This is a genomic window from Emergencia sp. 1XD21-10, from assembly GCF_009936045.1.
GTDB classification, from domain to species: domain Bacteria; phylum Bacillota; class Clostridia; order Peptostreptococcales; family Anaerovoracaceae; genus Senimuribacter; species Senimuribacter intestinalis.
The window spans coordinates 1-19373 of the sequence record NZ_QWEQ01000034.1; the positions used below are offsets into that span (position 1 = coordinate 1).

Annotated in this window: 12 protein-coding genes; all 12 read left to right on the top strand. The window is 44.1% G+C overall.

Going from position 1 to position 19373, the window contains the following annotated elements:
- A partial coding sequence (locus D1151_RS15125; protein ID WP_202620441.1) for a YkgJ family cysteine cluster protein occupies positions 1 to 568 on the top strand: 568 nt, incomplete at its 5' end.
- A complete protein-coding gene (locus D1151_RS15130) occupies positions 561 to 1391 on the top strand; it encodes a ParB/RepB/Spo0J family partition protein (protein WP_161873781.1) in 831 nt (276 codons plus the stop codon). The genes D1151_RS15125 and D1151_RS15130, both read left to right, overlap by 8 nt.
- 340 nt (positions 1392 to 1731) lie before the next feature.
- Positions 1732 to 1932 carry a hypothetical protein gene (locus D1151_RS15135; protein WP_161873782.1) on the top strand — a complete coding sequence of 67 codons (201 nt, stop codon included), beginning with the start codon at positions 1732 to 1734 and terminating at the stop codon, positions 1930 to 1932.
- Position 1933: 1 nt separating this feature from the next.
- Complete coding sequence (locus tag D1151_RS15140; protein ID WP_161873783.1) at positions 1934 to 3151, top strand: fibronectin type III domain-containing protein; 1218 nt, start codon at positions 1934 to 1936, stop codon at positions 3149 to 3151.
- A 748-nt stretch (positions 3152 to 3899) separates the two neighbouring features.
- Positions 3900 to 11381 (top strand): VaFE repeat-containing surface-anchored protein, encoded by a 7482-nt coding sequence (locus tag D1151_RS15145; protein WP_161873784.1) that lies wholly within the window; start codon positions 3900 to 3902, stop codon positions 11379 to 11381.
- Between the two features lie 288 nt (positions 11382 to 11669).
- Positions 11670 to 12707, top strand: coding sequence for a hypothetical protein (locus tag D1151_RS15150; RefSeq protein WP_161873785.1), 1038 nt, complete (start codon positions 11670 to 11672; stop codon positions 12705 to 12707).
- A gap of 10 nt (positions 12708 to 12717) precedes the next feature.
- Positions 12718 to 12945 carry a hypothetical protein gene (locus tag D1151_RS15155; RefSeq protein ID WP_161873786.1) on the top strand — a complete coding sequence of 76 codons (228 nt, stop codon included), beginning with the start codon at positions 12718 to 12720 and terminating at the stop codon, positions 12943 to 12945.
- A gap of 138 nt (positions 12946 to 13083) precedes the next feature.
- On the top strand, positions 13084 to 13929 hold the full coding sequence (locus D1151_RS15160) for a hypothetical protein (RefSeq protein ID WP_161873787.1): 846 nt from the start codon (positions 13084 to 13086) through the stop codon (positions 13927 to 13929).
- An 82-nt stretch (positions 13930 to 14011) separates the two neighbouring features.
- Complete coding sequence (locus tag D1151_RS15165; protein ID WP_161873788.1) at positions 14012 to 14797, top strand: ArdC family protein; 786 nt, start codon at positions 14012 to 14014, stop codon at positions 14795 to 14797.
- Between the two features lie 39 nt (positions 14798 to 14836).
- A complete protein-coding gene (locus tag D1151_RS15170; RefSeq protein ID WP_161873789.1) occupies positions 14837 to 15466 on the top strand; it encodes a hypothetical protein in 630 nt (209 codons plus the stop codon).
- An 828-nt stretch (positions 15467 to 16294) separates the two neighbouring features.
- The gene (locus D1151_RS17395; protein ID WP_161873791.1) at positions 16295 to 16675 is read left to right on the top strand and encodes a TnpV protein; all 381 of its coding nucleotides are present in this window, start codon (positions 16295 to 16297) and stop codon (positions 16673 to 16675) included.
- Between the two features lie 704 nt (positions 16676 to 17379).
- Positions 17380 to 19373: LPD11 domain-containing protein (locus D1151_RS17400; protein WP_369122406.1), on the top strand; the 1994-nt coding region annotated here is incomplete at its 3' end.

Here is a 19373-nt window from a genome sequence, read left to right on the forward strand (position 1 = left end):
AGCCTGGCTGATTATGAATGGAAAAGTGGGAGAGTTGCCTGTCATATATATGAATGCGATGAAACAGGCTGCGTATGTGGCGGAAAATCACCCTGTCATGGCAGAATCCATCCAGGATAGTTATACGGCGTTTCAGAAGCGGTTTTATAACCTTGATGCAACCGTTATTTTACTCGAAAGTTGCCCATTCCTGGACGAAAGAGGCAAATGCATATGTTATGAAGCCAGACCGAATTTATGCAGACGTTATGGAGTTACCGATAGCTGCATGAGAAGAGTGAATCCAGCGCATCCATCATATAACGAGATTCTTTTAGAAAATATTTTTCTTATTAAGGATGGGCGCTATTACATGCGGCAGGCAAGACCGATTTACTTTCTTGCAGAGAGATATTTGTCTCCGGATGTAGTGCAGGAAACGATTGATATAGTGGAAAGGTTCGTTACTGAATCGGAAGCTGCTTTTTTAGACTATGTCAGAGATGAGACATTTTACATATTTGAGTATGAAGACGGGATATATATTCCCCAAAGTATGATTAAAGGGGTTGGAGGTAAGAATGTGTGAGGAAATCAGACAAATACCGATTTCGGATATCAGGCCATTTGGCGGCGATTACGGCAAATCCTATTTTCATATGCAGCAGGAGAAAGTTGAAGAACTGGCAGACTCTATCAAATCTGTCGGCGTGCTGGTGCCGCTGATTGTCAGAGCAGATGCAAGTGGGAAAGTAAAGTATGAGCTCATTGCTGGGAAGACCAGGCTCACTGCAGCAGAACGAGTTGGCCTTGAAACCGTGCCTTGCGTAATCAGGCAACTTGATGACGATGCGGCATTGTGCCTTTATGGCGAGAGCAATCGCTACAGGGAAGATATCACGATTACAGAAAAAGCCTTTATGGTGCGCTATGCGGACGAGTATGCTGAAAAATGCAAAACGGACCCGCGGGTCCGAAATGCAATTTTTGATGAATCAGAGGAACGCCAGTTGCGAAGATATATTCGACTGACATATTTATCTTTGGGAATGAGGCAGCTGGTGGACGTGAGAAAAGTAAGCATAAAAGCCGGATGTGAGATTTCCTATTTGCCGCTGGATGTGCAGGATCGAATCGTTTACATACTGAGTGGTGAGCAGACGGTGTTGAGTTTGGAGGCGGCGGAAAAGATACGTAGTTTGTATGATCGGAAATATAAGCCATTTGGAAAGACAATGAATACCAAGGAACTTAGTGACATCATTTATACTATGCAGCCAGAGCGCAGTAGGAAGGCACATTTGACAGTAGATAAAGGAATTATCAAAATGCTGCCGCCAGAATATCAGAGTAAAAAAGCATATGAGATGCTTGTAGAAAATCTATTGAAAAATTTCTCGGAAAACTTTTAAAAAAGGGCTTGACAAAATAAATTTAGCAAAAAAACGTACAATGTACCTGACGGGACGGTAAAAAGGTGATATTATGGTAGCGTGCTTTCCTGGCACATGTTTCATACTCCCTTTTGCCACTGTCTCACAGGTGAAAGGGAGTGTTTTAGACTAATTGCAATACACGAAGAAGCGCACGCACAGCGCGACGTTTCATTTTTTCCCGGGCGGGGAGATCCGCTTCCCGCCCTCCTTTCCGAGAATCTTGGAAGGCATAGAGAACGAATATGAGAATTTATCTTGACAATATAGGGCGCTATATCGTATACTATAAATAAGAAAAAATCTATGGAGAAATTCAATGACAGAAAAGTATCTTGCACAGAAGAAGTATTTGAAAGAGAATATCAGAGAGCTGCGAGTGAAACTGAATAAAAATACTGATGCAGATATCATAGAGTATCTTGAAAGTGTCGATAACAAGCAGGGTCTTGTGAAAATGCTTCTGCGAAGATGGATGTGGGAGCAAAAAGAAGCGGAGAAGAAATTAAGGAGGAATTGAGATGAAGAAGTTAATCACAATGGTTATAACCCTGGCTATGGTTTTAACTATGGCAGTACCAGCGTTTGCTGCAGATGCAGATGTATCTGCACCGGCATCTGTGAAGCTGACATCTAGCCAGGTCAAGGCAATTACACCAAAGGGTGTGAAAGCAAGCACATATAGCTATACCAAAATCAAGGTGACTTGGAATAAGATTGAGGGCGTTGATGGATATAAGGTGTATAGAGCCACTTCCAAGGGCGGCAAATACAGCCTGGTAAAAACGACGACCAGCGCCAATACGCTGTCTTATATCAACACCGGTAGAACCACCGGCAAGACCTACTACTACAAGGTCAGGGGATATAAGAAGATTGGAAGAACCACTTATTACACTAAATATTCTGCCGTAACAAGCACATACGCAAGACCGAATAAAGTCGTGATTACAAAAGTAAACTGCATTTCCGAGTGGAAGGTTAGAATTTATTGGAATAAGGTAGCCGGAGCAACAGGCTATCAGGTTTACAGAAGCAAGAAAGGCGCTGATAACTGGAAGTTATACAAAACTGTGTCTAATAAATACAGTTATGCGACAAACTTTTTAGAAGGTGATACTGATTTCACAACATGGGAATGGAAGGTGAGAGCTTATAGAACCGTGAATGGTAAAAAAGTTTATGGATATTTTTCTGCACCAAAAGAATATGTTCCGGACTGGACCATTGATGAAATCTATGAGGAACTTTGGAAGTATGGGGAAAGCCTAAAATTTCCGCTTTATGAATATGCAAATCCTGATGGAAGTGACAATGAAAACGGAGAAGTTATAGTTCCTAAAAAAGACGGAAGCACATATCATTTTAAGAATATAAAAGGATGGTCGGATAGCCTTTGGGGATATGAAGCCTATGTGTACACAAATTCAAAAAATGGCAATACAAAAATTCCAGCAGATTTTATAGCAGCTACACCGGATAATATGAGTTGGGATGTAGCTTGGCCCAATAGAATAAGCTATTATGATACAAAGGATTCAATCTTAAAGAGACTAAAACCGATTTTGAAAGCCGAATTAGAAGATATACATAGATCTAATCCATTATACTGGGCAAATGCCAATATAGAAGGTGTTGGTGGTCCAAATGATGAAGATGAATACTGGAATGGCGCAGATCTTTTCTCAGTATATATCGAAAAGGATCGTAACAGCTATAAAATTTGGTCGCTCTGGTAAAGAGATTGACAGACTGTATGGAAAGTGATAATATGAAATAAAGAAATGAGCTACCGATAGACGGTTAGCCTGAAAAAAGAGTTAAAGAATTAACCGCTTAGTTTTCCAGACACGGCGGTTATTTCTTTACATAGATCAAAATCGTAACGATTGACATGGCAACGCCGATGAGAATCGAGAATTCTTCATATGTAGAAATATTACCTACCTCCTTTCTCTTGTGATTTGCATTTTTCAGCATAACTTAAGAGATAGCGGATGCAGGCTAACCGCCTACCGTGTATGGTAGCTCAAAATCAAGTATACCAAATTGAAAGCTGTATGGCAAGCTCAAAGAAAAGCAGTCATATTTGACAAAGCTTTGGATATGATATATAATGCCAGTAGGCAAAAGACAAGAAAATAGTCCATGAGGACAAATGGAAAAACCCAGAGTTGCGACCTCTGGGTTTTTCATTATGCTCATTACCGTTTTCTATTTTCTCTATCGAGCCATTTGCAAATGTAGTAGGCAACTACACTTGCTATAACAGAGTTAATAAAAGACAAGAAAATTTGCTCCATGAGAACACCCCCTTCCTGTTGCCAGTATAGGGAACGGTAACATAAATAATATAGCATAAGCACGAAGAAAAGGAAAGATTAAAACAGTCTTTCCTTTTTTGTTTGCAAAAATTCAACGGCGCTGCGTCTGCAGGGCCGTTTTTAGATAGATTTTCAAAAAACAATCAATAAAGGAGGAACAAAAATGTATGATGTAACAAAACATCCATACCTGCGAAAGCTTGTAGTTCTGCTGATGGCAGTTGTGATGGTTGTAACATACTTTCCGATGCAGACCTTTGCTGCAAGCGGAGAGTGGACCCATGCATATTTCAGAAACGGAAGCGTACTTGAAGGCAGCGATGGAAAGCCTTACTACAATGATTCTCGCCGTTACTCGAACCGCTGGTACACAACCAAGTGGAATATCGACGATAATTGTTACGCACAGCAGGGTCCGAGACACGCTTACAGTCTGAAAAATAAAAGAACAGGACAGACTTATCGTGCTTACTGCCTTGAGCAGGATGTAAAAAATCCGAATTCCGGAAATATTGTGTATAAGGCAGAACAGATGAAAGATATCGAATTCCTAAAACAGCTCACTGCAGAGCAGAAAAAGGGAATCGAATTTGCGTTGCTGTACGGAAAACAGCCGGATGTATCGACCTCAGATATGGTAAAATTGCTTGGCGATAGCGTAAAAGGCTGCAACGCAGATGATTGGTATGTGGCAACCCAGGCCATCATTTGGGAATTTCAGCAGAACCTGAGAAGCTCTGTCAGCGGGATTCCGAAGAATGTGACTGTTGCCAATGTGGGTACAAAATCATGGCGAAATACTCCGGCGGATTTCTTCTACAAACCGATTAAGAATAGACCGGCAGGCGTAGTCTACCGCAATATGCTGCGGGCAATGCGGGAACATAGAGAAATTCCATCGTTTACGGCAAAAGAAGAAAGAAAAGCTAAGCCAATTTTCATGGAAAAAGTAAATAATGAGTATTGGAGTGTAAACCGTAAATATGCAAATCTTCCGGAAGAAGAGAAGGAAGCTGCAAGAGCCAATGCCGATTACTACTATTTGGAGGATACCAACGACATTACTCGTGAACTCAAAGTAATGAACGGGAAGAAAAAAAGCAATAAATTTGTCTTTGAAAAGAAAAAAGGCGGTAAGCACCCGCAGTACAAACTGATCTATAAAGGAGCTGACCTGCCGACTGGCGTGCAGCACGGTAAGAAAGATATTAAAGAAGCAACTAAACTGGACTGCCTTGCATGGAATGTGACTGATGGTCACTATCAGACCTTGGCTTTTGGTGCAGACGATCCGGTCGACTTTTACTTTAAGATGAAGACGAAGGAAGACCCCGATGAACCGGGAGAAGGAAATAAAAAACCGGAACCTGAGTTTTTCCCGGAATTTACCTGGCCTGTACACAAGGACGATGTCAATCCGGGCTGGGATGATGACAACTGCACCGGTATGGGCGATGCTTCTTTAGGCTCCACATTTGTACTGAAGCGTGACGGCGAGGTGGTAGATGAAATTACCTTGGACGACCTTGGCTCTACCGACTACTTATCCGATCAGCCTTGGGTAAACCCGGAAGATATTCCAAGTGTGGACAGCGGCTCCAGAGAGCATGCTGAAGGGGACCCTCCGACAACCCACTGTACTGTCCAGCCGACCAGGTGCGACTGGGACGATGAAGTGACATACACCATCGAAGAAATCACACCGGACGGCAGACACCCTGCGGAATTTACGACCACAAAAGATCTGCCGGGCAATACTACGGTCAGAGGCACATATAAGGTGAAATACCACTGCGAATCTGTCAACAGCCAGACCTGTGTGGATAATCCGGAAAACTGGTCCAAAATGCAGTACGATATCACCATTATAGATGCAGATGGAACAGAAACCCACCTTACCGGTAAAATGGGCGAGGGAGATATTCAATATGACTTCACCCATGAGTTTCATCAGCAGACCTGGATCAACGACAACTATCGTGGCGATCTGCAGATCGTAAAAACCAAAGACGATCAGGACCCTTTTACTGATAAGACAAACTCGGATAACGGTATCAAAGATTACAGTACCAAGTCCAAATGGACCATACAGCTGAAATCAGGCGGTTGGGAAGACCACCCGTATATCCGTGTGGAAGATGAGGGCGTAAAAGAAGCGGCTGCCGGAGAGTATGAACGATATGCGCATGTGTACCGAGTAGTCAGAGATACTTCAGGTTATACTGCGGACGCAGAGCATCCGCTGGAAGTATCGAAAGACGGTCAGATTTATGTTTATGACCTGCCATACGGAACATATATTGTGAATGAAATTTCCGCGGATTCCGAAGGCTATGTTTTGGAATCTTTTGAAGTTGTGGTAAATGAACACGGTCAGAAGATCTCTAAAGCGGTAAATAACCAGCCGAAGAAAAACAAGATTAAGGTGGTAAAGACAAATGCAGAAACAGGAAAGACCGTAAGATGGGACGCAGATAGAACCGCTTTCAGAATCCGGTATAAAGGAAATCCTGATCTGAACGATCCGACTGTTTCCCCGAACTACAATAAATACCTGCCGAACGGCTCAAGTTATACCGATAATGCAGATTCCAATTATGTGTTCTATGCCAACAAAAACGGCGAGATCGTGCTGCCGTACCAGATTGAATACGGCATTTACGAAATTGAGGAGCTTGTCGTACCGGAAGGCTACTATGTAGGACAGTACGATAAAAATGGAAAAGGCACCATTGCCGACATGGGAGAAGTGGAAATCATCGATCATGAAGGAAAGGAAGTTCGTCCACCAAAAGATTTCCTTGAAACCGTGCAGGTCAGAGATGACGAAGGAAACAAAGTAGAGCAGTTTGAGGGTGACAATAAGACCACATATAACACCTACCGCTTTACCGTTAAGGAACAGGACCCACACGAAGACGGCACGGATTATGTAACCTATTATGCCATTGTGGATATGCCGAATAACCCGGCAAAGGGCATTATCGAAATATCCAAGACCGGAGAAGGTCTGGTAGGATGGAAAGAAGGCAGCGATGGTGGCTACAGCATTTGGAAAGCAATTTGGGATAAGATTACGCTGAAAGATACCAAATTTGAAATCTATGCTGCTGAGGATATCCTGTATTCTGACGGTGTAATTCCGGTAGAAGCCTACCTTTCTGCAGATGACAGCAAAGTGGAGCTGAGCAGAACCAGCCGTGACCATGCAGATGTGGAGGATGCAAAGGAAGTTTGGGAAAAGAACTTTGAAAACGGCGCATCCATTCTGCAAGTAAAGGATAAAGGTCTGATTAAGGACTTCGGAAAAGCTAATGCGACCATTACCGATTACAAAATCAAGGCGTTAAACGGCGCAACCTTTGAAAATACTTATCAGGTCAGAGATGATGAAACCAAGATGACCTATGAATATACCGTTTCCTACAAGCTGAACTATTCCAAGGGTGGCTTCAACTATACTGATATTCATGTAACCAAGAAATCGGTATCTGATGATTATGTGGCAGAAATTGATGTAACCAATCCGGTATTAAAATCCGGAGATCTGGATCTTGGCTTTGTAACCATGAACTATGACGGCGGCAACATGGTTAGAATGAACCCGCTGGCAGAAGAAGGTGATGTTACAGAGGAAGAAGATATTAAGGGTGTACATAGCGCATATAACAAAGATGATATTACTGCTAAACCGGTAGACCCAGAAGAATACGACCCGAAAGCGGTCTATGACGAAACGAAACCGATTGTAGATGCTGACGGAAATCCGGTGCTGGATGAAAACGGAAATCCGACTTATGAACAGAAAACGGATGAAAACGGAAATCCGGTCTTTACGACACCGCTGGAAATCGTTGTGCCTGCCGGATGGAGCTGGTGCAAAGATGCAGAAACCGGTCATTACTACTACGAACCGGGCAGAATTGATGCTGACGGAAACCCACTCCCAAGAGTTTACATGATTGAAAAGGGAACCGGAGAAGACAAGGAATATCAGATGTTCGTCAAAGACGGTGATGAAAAACGCTGGGTTCCATGTACTGCAGAAGGCAAGTTCTATAAATCCTACTTTCAGGAGTATAGCTTTACAACGGCGCAGCACTATAAGTGTCCGGATGGCTTTACCTTTACTTGGGATGATGTGATTGACTTATCCGCAGTCGCAGACAATGAGGCAGAAAAGACCACGACAGTGATCAAGGAGCCGGAAGGCGCAGCTGAGCCAAAAATTACGGAAACAGAAGGCATTTACAGCCATGTAACAGAAGATGGCGTGACAACCTTTACCGGAACGCCAATGGACGAAGCTTTGGTGTATTTCCTAACACACGATGGCATCAGAACAGAAATGTACTTATCTGGCGGACTGGCATTCACCAGAATTACCGTGCTGCAGAGTCAGCTTTTTGCGTTCGACACTGTGCTGCCGCAGGTAACATATAACGGAAACGACTTGAACTGGCATAAACAGTTCGAAAAAGATTTTGATCCTGCAAAGGATACCTTTGAGTTTATTGCAGACGATAGAAATTATGTGAAAGCAGTAAGACATGAAGTAAGTCCTGAACAAAAAGAAGTGTATTACACCATCGATATTGTGACAAACAATACCGATTATGACAAAGGTTTTAAGGTTACCTATCCGGATACTACAACCGCAGTTCCGATGGTAACAGACGGCGGTGAAGGTGCAGACCTGAGATTTGCAAGTATCGACGATACCATGGTATACCCAATCGGTAAACCTGTAGAAGTAATTACGACAAACCTGAAAGGCATCGCAGAATCTTCTCCACTGCCTCTTGGAGAATACTGGGTAAGAGAAATCTCATCCGCACAGGGCCATGTGAACAAGGGTGAATGGCAAAAAATGACCTTAGAATATAAGGACCAGTATACGCCACTTGTCTGGGATACAGGCGTATACGAAAATGACGCGGTATCTGTTAAGATCGACCTTGAAAAGCTCTTTGAAACGAAGTATGAATCTGGAGAATATGTGCCGGGAGACGGCGCAGTCTTTGGTATTTATACTGCAGAAGAAGTAAAGGGCACAGTAAAATCTGATAAAAAGTTCGATAAGAAAGCAATCTCTGCAGATACCTTAGTAGGTAAAATGGTAGTAACAAACGGTCATGCTGCAGCAACCGTTAAGCTGCCTCTTGGTAGATACTATATCAAAGAAATCTCTGCACCGGACGGCTTTAAGTTAAATGGTACGAAGTATTACTTCGACGCAGTCGATGTCCTGACCGCAGACACGATGAGCTGGCACTACAAGGATATCGGCGTGTCTGGCTTTGCTACGCAGGACGGCGAAAACGGCTTGACGATTGATTTCGATGTACTGTACAAATACAACACAGCAAAAGTGACCATCGATGGGAAAGACTATGCAATGGATACTTCTTTCGAAGAAGAAGGAAGCAATGTGAAAGTTGCGGTACTCGATGGCAGAACCAATGTACAGGTAAAACTGCAAGATGGACAGTCAACAGCGATTAAGTTTGCAAACGGCGCAGTGATGACCTACAAGGCAGACGGACAGACCTATACGGCTACCCTGGATGGCAAAGCACCGACAGAACTTTCTACCGGAGCAGACGGAAATGAGAACTTTACAAAGGAAACAGACGGCTCCAAAACAGTGATCAAATATCAGCCAAAGGTCACAAAGACCAACTGGCTCAGCGAAGTAACATATAAGTACGAAGCACCAAAGAATACGGAAACCGGAGAGGGCGGATTTACATCCATCCAGCCGGCAAATAAGATTCTGGCACTGACATGTCCGGAAGGAACATCCGAAGTGACCGCATCCGTTGACTACGCATACGCGGCAGCACAGCTGACCTTATCTAAAGGAACCGTAAGCAGCGTTACCGTGGATGACAAAGCGGTAGATCCGGCAGATTACGCAGACGGCATCAGGCTGGAGCGCATCGTGAAGACGCCGGTGATGATTGATGATCCTGATAATCCGGGAGAAAAGATCCAGAAGACTGATAAAGACGGCAACCTGCTCTTTGATACGAAGATCCAGTCCAGCAAGGCTGTGTTCAACTTTGAGGACGGGGTCGCTTACACGGTAACACTGGACAAGTCCGGACAGCTTGATATGAGCGCATCCGGAGAAGTGGATAAGAACCTGGAGGCAGAAAGCACTTTAACGGTTGACGGCAAGCAGGTAACAGCAGATAATCTGGCTTCCATGAAGCTGATCGACCTGAAGAACACGACAGCAAAAACCTATGCTCGTAACAACACCAATGCAGGTGTACTGAACATCACGGTAAACAAAGTTAAGAATGACAGGCTGCCGGAGACACCGACAACTCCGGATAATCCGGGGCCGACCCCGACGTATCCGACCATCAGGACTACGGCAAAGGACAGTGACACACTCGATCATATCGCAAGAGCCGATGGAAAGGTCACGATCATAGATACCGTATCCTATACCGGTCTGACACCTGACCAGGAATACACCCTGCATGGTGTACTGATGGATAAGGAAACCGGAAAGGCGATTATGGCAGACGGAAAGGAAGTTACTGCAGAGAAGAAATTCACACCGAAGACTTCAAGCGGCATGGTAGACATGGAGTTCACCTTTGATGGAAGCGCACTGGCAGGCAAGACCACCGTCGTGTACGAAGAACTGTATAAGTTCGTTGTCAAGAATGAAGGAAGTGTAGTCGAGCGTGTTGACGTTGCAGAGCATAAGGACCTGAACGATGAGGGACAGACCATTTACTTCCCAGAAATTAAGACCAATGCAACGGATTCTGATACAAAGGATCATATCGCAAATGCCGATAAGAAGGTGACTATCACAGATGAAGTGACATACACCAATCTGATCCCGGGAAAGGAATACACTGTATCCGGTACCCTGATGGATAAGGAAACCGGAAAGGCACTCCTCGTTGATGGTGAAAAAGTAACAGCGACAAAGACCTTCACGCCGACTGAGCCAAACGGCAGTGTGACGCTAACCTTTACCCTCAACGCAGCGGATTTGGCAGGAAAGACTACGGTCGTCTTTGAAGACCTTGCCTTTAGCGGTAAGACCGTTGCAGTCCACAAGGATATCAAGGATAAGGACCAGACAGTAAGGTTCCCTGAAGTGAAGACCAGCGCAGCAAAGACAGGGAAGGGGCAAATTACAGACATTGTAACGTATAAGAACCTCATTCCGGGTAAAACCTATACGGTCAAAGGAGTGTTGATGGATAAAGAGACCGACAAGGCGATTTTGGCGGATGGAAAAATGCTGACCGCCAGCAAGACCTTTACTGCAGATAAGGCAAATGGAACTGTTAAAGTGACGTTTAACTTTGCGCCGGGCAGCCTGGCAAATAAGACTACCGTTGTATTTGAGACGCTGTATCTGGATGGCAAAATTGTCGGTGAACACAAGGATATCAATGATAAAGATCAGACTGTAAAAGCTGTTGGCACAGTAGATTTGGAATATCCAAACACTCCTGGCGGCGGCGATAATGGTAGTGTGAGCCTCACTCCGCAGACAGGTGACCAGAGCAATATGATGCTCTACATCGGTTTGCTGGCTGCAGCTTTAGCAATAAGCCTTTTGATTGCAGCAAATCAAATACAGCATCGAAAAAATAGTTTCAAATAAAGGAGAATGGTTTCCTGAGATATTACGCAGTTTGCCACTGTGCGGCAATCTCACCATAATGGCTGAATCATAGGTTTAGCTGACTATGATGAAGAAGTCTCTGGTGAAAGCCGGATATCTTATGATCTACGCAAGATAATCTGCTATATATGCTCTTCGCTGCAGAATCTGCGTACACATTGGTAAACTGGTTATTATGTAGAGTAACAAAAAAATTGATAGAAAACGAAAGCAGTTAGCTGTAAATGTTAACTGCTTTTTTATTGCAAAAAAGAAAGGAGGAACGCTATGAAAGCAAAGCGAATATTTGCTATGGCACTTGCCATAATGCTTGCCATGAGCAGTGTAGCTTATGCTGCATCGACAGAGACCAAAGAATATGCTGTCACCAGCAGTGAGAATCTCACGCAGATCACTCTTGCCGACCTTGGAGAAGGAGAATTAACAGAAGCGAAATCCGTGATCCATATTGATGGCAAGAAATATAAGGCGACTGCAGTTGCCGTTAAGGAAACTGGGCATAACCAAGCAGTTAAACGAGAGAAAACATATACCGGTCTGAACGGGAAAAAGGTAAAAGATACCCTGAAGCTGAAATCGGGGGAAACCCTGCAGCTGGCAGATGTCAAATGGACAGAGCAAACCCGCACTGCAGCCACCGGAACGATGACTATAACTGGAAGCGACAGTAAACCAGACGCACCGGCTACCAAGGAGATTACAGCAACACTGCCAGACGGCAGGAGTATCACAGTAACTGGCAATCTGCAGCGTGTTAAACAGACCGGCAGTAGCTACAGTAAACCGTTTACGGTCAAGGCAACATTTACGGGTGATGAAGATGTGGATACCTACATGCTGGGGGATACAGCTATTCCAAATAATCCGGACAGCCCAGCTTTTACGGGTTATGAATCAGCTATCCTGACGCACCTTGGACTTGAGCCAGACCAATATAAAATAACAGCTGCTAAATGGACCAGTGGTTATGTGCACAAAGACGGTAAAATAGTCCGGTATGCGGAGTATAGTGGCCAGAGACTTACCAGCGACTGGACAGCTTACTACACCGAAACCCTTACAGCAGATAGCCCGCAGGTTACTACGTATGATGCTATAGCCACCTATACCAATGGAGTAGATGCAGATTCGACAGAATATCTGATCACAGTTACATATGAGCGGGAAGGCATGACATTGCTGCAGAAAATTTTGCTGGCAAGTGCAGCCATCATCATATTTGGTGGACTGATCGCAGCCATCTTACTGATTGTCCGCAAAAAGAGAGAGAAAGAATCAGAAACCGTTACAATTACAGAAAAATAGGAGGTAGAATATGGAAAAGTTTGCAAATGGATTAAATGCTTTGATTACGCAGTGGCAGCCGTTTATTTGGATTGCCGTTGCAGCGGCACTGGTGGTAATTGGCCTTATGTTTATCATCCCATCACAAAAAACGAAGGATTTTGCAAAAGATCATATCGGGGTCGTTGCTATTGGATGCGGACTCGTACTGGTTGCAGTTACCCTCGCCAAAGAAATTTCCGGCGCATGGGGATTTTAAGCAAAGGGAAAAACGAAGCTGCATAAAGCACCATGAAATGTTAAAGAAAGGGCATCTGGCAGGGCGGCCATATCACATAAATCCCTGCCCGACGCCTTTTATTTAGGATTTTGGGAGCAACAACGGAGGAGGTACATAATGGAAATTGAAAGAAACGTAGATGGGCAAATAAAGAAGTTTACGCTGACCAGCGAAGAAGTCTGGCAGGCGGCAAAGAACTGGAAAGAGCACGCAACATCTTTAGCCGATAGATCATGCGATGATGCGGATGCGCTAGAGCTGCTTGATGATGAGTATTATGACAGCCAGGCGCAGACCGAAGATGAGATCTATAAATGGAACGGCGAAACCTTTGTCTTAAATGAAGATGCTTTAAAAGAACAGGTCAGCTTGATGTACAGGGCGAAAGACCTGATCAATGATTTTTGCACAAAAGAATATGGGTCTTCAGCATATTTTGGAGACTTAAGGCAGGTTGGGCTTGCGTATACAACGGTAACTGAGATAGAACTTCCGGATTGGATAAGAGAAGATGCGGCAACGTTCCAGCTGAATCGCTACGAGAATGACCTACAGGTAAATGTAAATCTGGAGGATCTCCGACTGGAGCGTTTTGTCAATGGAGTTTTGGCAGATTCTACGCAATACAGTTCCCTTGAGCAATTTATCAGTACGCAATTAGAATGGCTCGACTTTGATTCTCTGGTTAGTTTTTCTATGGAAGAAGTTACAGAAGCCCGAAAAATTCCCATAGAGCAACTGAACGAACTGTCATACAAAGACCAGTTCAGAGTTGTACTCGCGATGGAGTTTCCCGAAACCATAGAGAATGAAAAGCTGCAGGAAGAACTATACGAACAGTTTATGGAAAGCGATGAAGCAGGCTTTTTTAGCAGTGACTTTCGTGCACTTGCGGAAAAAGTAATAGAACTGCGAGATGAGCAGGAGCAGAAATCTGAACTTGGTGAGGACATATTTATTTAGGAGGAGACCATGAACGAGAGAATTACAATTTTTATCGATACAGAAACAATAGCAGAAGAGGAGTTATTATCGGAGGATGAAGATGGACAAGAAGGTAAGAGAGTATAGGGAGAGACTGTCAGAAGCCTTTATAAAATCTATTACTGAGAATCCAGAGGGCTGGCAGCAGGAATGGAGAAGCCCTGTAAGCAGGCCGGTCAATGCGGTCAGTGGTGCGGCGTACCGAGGTATAAACCGGATGTGGCTATCGTATCAACAGGCAGCACACGGTTGGAAAGATCCAAGATGGTGCACTTTTAAGCAGATAAAGGATAAAGAGTGGCATCTTACAAAGGGCAGTAAAGGCACGCAGGTTGAATACTGGATGCCATATGATACGAAAGAAAAGAAATGCATTACATGGAAAGAATACGGTGAGCGGGAGGACAAAGAAGGAATTTCCTTGAGAGCGAAATACTTCTATGTCTTTAACGGCTGCCAGATTGAAGGAATGCCAGAATTAGAATTACCGGAAGCGCGAGAAATTGACGAGGCACAGTTCATTCAAAAGATTTCACAGAACATGGGTGTTGAGATTCTCCATGATGGTGTTGACAGTGCGTTTTACAGGCCGGCAGAAGATAAAATACATCTGCCTTTGAAAGAATACTTTAACGATGATTATGGATATAATGCGACAGTGCTTCACGAGCTATCCCATGCCACCGGGCACGAAAGCAGATTGAACCGCAGCGTTGAAGGCGGCTTTGGAAGTGCTGCTTATGCCTACGAAGAATTGGTTGCAGAACTTTCCAGCTGTTTTATGAGTGAAAATCTGCCGGTGCAAATGGATGAACATCATTTTCAAAATCATAAAGCATATATATAGAGCTGGATATCTGCCATTGAGAAAAAGCCAGAGACGTTTGTGAGAGCTGCTAGAGACGCTGAAAAAGCGGCCGACTATTTAGAGTATCAGGCAGAACTTGTATCGCAGCTTACCTACCAGAAAAATATTGAGAAAACCATGGAAACCGACATGAAGGCAGTGCGGGAAAATGAAAGTATAGAGGGGAATCCAGTCCGCATGATAGCCGAGGTAAAAGGAAATAGCAAAGATTATGTAAGAGAATATATTCAGGGCTTTATGGAAAGATATGATTTTGATCGGCCGATTGTTATGCAAGGTGCAATGATCCCATCTTTGATGATGGAATCCGATCTTACAAGAGGCGGTATGGCAGACACGAAAGAAGCGTGTAGTGCCTGGATCAACGCCGATCCGGAGGCTGCTTTTAACACAATGATATACATAAGCGACAAATATCCGGAGCTGGAGGGACTTACAGCGGAAACGGATCCGGGAAGGTTTTCACTTCTGATGATGGAGAGAGAAATCTACAAAATGATTTACGAGGCGGATGTAGTGGACGAGAATTGGGATAAGGATTTCTTGTTTGACAGAAGCGCAGCAAAAGAAATTTGCCAGTCAGCAGGTATTGATCCGCCTGAGAACGTACAGCAAATGAGGCTCTGGAAAGAGGATGAATTGGAGTAAAGGAGCAGAAAATGGCGATAAAGGAAAAGCAACTAAAGAAGCTGACTGAAACATATCTTGACGGCTTGCGTGAAGGTTCCTCGGAATGGATCCCTTTTTTGAATACGGCAAGCTTTATGTATAAATATCGTTTTGCAAATCAGCTTGCGGTTTATCTGCAGAGACCGGAAGCAACGGCTGCAACCACTATGCACCAGTGGAACAGAATGGGTAGGAGCGTCAACAGAGGCTGCAAAGGGATCAGATTGAATGAACAGGACCGGTTTGATACGTCCATCTACATATTTGATGCAGCTGACACTCATAACAGAAGAGGTCAGAATGTGCAGGTACGGCTATGGGAGATTACAGAGAGTGAGGCTCTCAAAGAACGTATAGCGGAGCAGCTGACGGATGTATACCAGATAAGCAGTGGCGAGGCAGACCTGAAAGATTTAATAGAGGAAGCTGCAAAAGAAGCCGTAGATGGAGAATATCTGGAGTGGGTGGATCAAATCACTGAAGCAAGCCCGGAGCTATGTACAGCGGATTTTGCAGACGATCTGGATAGACTGTATGCCTTCCTTACCAAATCGGTTCAGTATATTGCCTTGCGTAGATGCGGCATGGATGTATCCCGGTATTCGGAGAAGGACTTTAATCTTACAGGAATCAGGGTGGACCGTTTACTACAGCAGGAAATGCTGCAGGAAATTGGCAGCATTGTACAGAGATCTGCAGAAGGTGTGCTTGTCTGTATAGAAAAAGAAGCAAAGGCGCAGCTTGTCAGGCAGCGTACTTTGGCATATAATAAAGAAAAAGCTGAGCAACGAAGAAAGGAGAGGGAATATGAATCTGGAGAAAGAGAGAGCGGAGATCACCTACAGGAAGGTGGGAGACGTTTACCTGCCGGAATTTCAGGAGGACGACGAGGAACTGATCATGGAGGAAACCGTGGGCAAGTACGGAATGAGGAGAGCACGATTTCTGTACGAGGAGAAGGGAGCCACTTATTCGAGCATGAACCTGAAGGGGACCTTGCTGCCACACTTGAAGGAAGTGAACCAGACGGCGGAAGAGATGCGGGAGAACCTGATCAGGAAACAAGCGGAAGACCTGGGCCTGAGCGAGAAGATGAAGAACGAGGATCCGATCAAGTGGGCCAACCAAATGCTGCAGATCACGATGGAGGTAGAGAGCACAATAGAGAGGAATTTGATTACGATCTAGGTGTATACAAACGAGACCCGGACGTATCTTACTTTTCAGACACAAAACTGAAGCAGGAAATCATTTTACAGGCATTAAAAGATAACGGCAAGGAGGTAGAAGACGTCTACCTCTTTTTTGATGCAAATTATGATCAGGTAAAACGGGAAGTATATACTGAAAGGCTGTTCCCTAATGTATATTGTGAACTCGATATAAATGATGAGAGAGTAGGCTATAAACCCTTTGATAATGGATTATTGTTTTGGAAAGGTCATTATCTATCCAAAACTGAGGAAGATATTTTGCCTTGGAGAATGACTGCAGAGCTGATAGATGGCCTGCGGCTTTTGGAAATGGAAGAGGGAACACGCAGTAAACAGGCTTTTGAAGATCAGGAATCTCAAATCAGTTTTTTAGAGGAACAGCCGGATAGGGTTACTTTTGGGCAGAGTATCGTGGATTATGCGTTGCGCCAGGGTAATAATGTGCAGGGAAGTAAGCGAAGAATTTACCAGTTTTATCAGAACAATCTCAAAGCGAGTATGACTGAAAAGGTAAAATTCTTAAAAGAGGAATATGGCATTGGCGGCAGATCCAGCTTTCATACAGGGCTAGACTTGTCGGAGATGCATGACGGGAAAGGCATCAGACTTTTACGCGGGTTTTCGGATGAGAATGGGATCCTGATTACATGGAACCAGGCGGCAAAACGAATCGGCGAGATGATCGAGGAAGGGACATATCTTTATCAGGATGAGATCTTTGAGGATGTGCAGATTACGCGTGAGGCAGATACACTGGCGATTGAAACAGATCATGAGGACAACCAGTATCAGGAAATAGATATTTCTGTAACCGGGCAGGAATGGGCACAAATACAGGAGCAAATTCCAGTTGCAGTGCAGAATGAAAATCAGACGTTTCGTTATCAGGTTGGTGATAAAGTTTTTCTTGAAGGAAAACGGTTTGAAATTAGCGAAATTGGAAGCAGAGAGGTCCAGCTGCGTGATCTGGAACTTTCATACCCTATTTTCAGGGCGGAAAACATAGAGAACTTTGAGAAACTTTTGGCAGAAGACAGCCAAAACGACTATCTGAATCAAAACTTACTTCCTAATGAAGATGCGTATTTTGCTCTGAAAGAGGCTAATCCGGAAAAGGTAATTGGCGTGCAGGTTGGCCCGTATTATTTATTTTATGGGCAAGATGCTGAAAAAGCTGTAGAAGCTCTTAGAAGCAGGATCAGATTCGTAGATCTTAAAGGTATGGGGCATGTGGCGGTAGCAGGTAGCAGCGCGTCCTGGCAATATGTTGCTAAGAAGATGCAGGAAAAAGGAAATAATATTCTGCTTGCTAAGATCGATGAGGTCGCAAAGGAGTACGAGACCATTATTAGTCCGAATATTAAGGACTATTTGCCTTTTGGGCTTACGATCGAGGATGACGGACGGTCATATGAGATATTATCTGTTGACTATGGTCAAGGACAAGTGCGCCTGGCAGATGCACAAGGTATCGCGCGTACAGAATCAGTGGAATATGTGCGGCAGTTGGTAGAGGATACCCTTGATAAGCATCCGGAGATTCAGATCAGGGACGGTAAAGCTGTAGAGCCTGTAGATCAAACTCAAACTGAAACTGAAAGCAGTTCGGGAGGTGGTCCTGATCCATACATGTTGCTTTCTCGGATGAAACAGGACTGTGAGTATTATCTGGGGGCAGGAAACCGCAGCGAGAAATATCTTTGGGCTGGAAATGCAGACGACCAGATTGCGAAGATGCGTGAGATTTGGAATCAACTTTCTGAAAAGCCGGCGTGGCTGACTGCGGAAGATCTTGATCACTATGAGAAGGTAATGCAGAAAGAGACTGCAGAAACGGAAAATGCTTTAGCTGAAGCTGAAACGATAGCTGATTTACAGGAGAATGCCTCTAAAACCGATGAAACTGAAAAAAGCGAAGCCATAAAATCATCTGAGAGCGATTTTATAGATAGCAGCCATACTCCAGAGCCTTTAAAAACGCTCACCAGTGAGACGGGCAATTATCGTATTACAAACATGGATCAGGGAAAAGGCTATCCAGCACAGAAATTTAGGAACAATATAGAGGCTATAAAGCTGTTAAAGCAGCTGGAGGATGAGAATCGGTCAGCTACAAAAGAAGAACAGGATACGCTGGCTGCTTATGTGGGCTGGGGAGGGCTTGCTGACTGTTTTGAAGAAGGCTCTTGGTATGAGCAGCAGCTTGCCGAACTGCTTACAGAAGAAGAATATAAAGCAGCTGTTGAAAGCACATTGAATGCCCACTATACACAACCAATGATTATTGAAAAAATGTACGATATTTTTGATAATCTGGGATTCGCTGGTGGGAAGCTGTTAGAGCCTGCGATGGGCATTGGAAATTTCTTTGGTATGTTGCCGGAGCGATTTCAAAAAGATACAAAGCTGTATGGTGTAGAACTTGATTCAATCTCTGCAAGGATTGCAGCAAGGCTTTATCCAGAAGCAACCGTTTACCGGTGTGGTTACGAGGAAACTTCTTTTAGAGACAATAGCTTTGATGCGGCTATTGGCAACGTGCCTTTTGGAGATTACAGCGTACATGATAAAAAGTATGACCGTCATGGATTTTTGATCCATGATTATTTTTTTGCCAAGACTATCGACCAGGTGAAACCGGGTGGTGTGATTGCCTTTATTACCAGTAAGGG

Coding starts and splice junctions, on each gene's coding strand:
- D1151_RS15150 (WP_161873785.1), top strand. CDS start 11,670: ATGAAAGCAAAGCGAATATTTGCTATGGCACTTGCCATAATGCTTGCC.
- D1151_RS15140 (WP_161873783.1), top strand. CDS start 1,934: ATGAAGAAGTTAATCACAATGGTTATAACCCTGGCTATGGTTTTAACT.
- D1151_RS15135 (WP_161873782.1), top strand. CDS start 1,732: ATGACAGAAAAGTATCTTGCACAGAAGAAGTATTTGAAAGAGAATATC.
- D1151_RS15165 (WP_161873788.1), top strand. CDS start 14,012: ATGGACAAGAAGGTAAGAGAGTATAGGGAGAGACTGTCAGAAGCCTTT.
- D1151_RS17395 (WP_161873791.1), top strand. CDS start 16,295: ATGAATCTGGAGAAAGAGAGAGCGGAGATCACCTACAGGAAGGTGGGA.
- D1151_RS15160 (WP_161873787.1), top strand. CDS start 13,084: ATGGAAATTGAAAGAAACGTAGATGGGCAAATAAAGAAGTTTACGCTG.
- D1151_RS15145 (WP_161873784.1), top strand. CDS start 3,900: ATGTATGATGTAACAAAACATCCATACCTGCGAAAGCTTGTAGTTCTG.
- D1151_RS15130 (WP_161873781.1), top strand. CDS start 561: ATGTGTGAGGAAATCAGACAAATACCGATTTCGGATATCAGGCCATTT.
- D1151_RS15155 (WP_161873786.1), top strand. CDS start 12,718: ATGGAAAAGTTTGCAAATGGATTAAATGCTTTGATTACGCAGTGGCAG.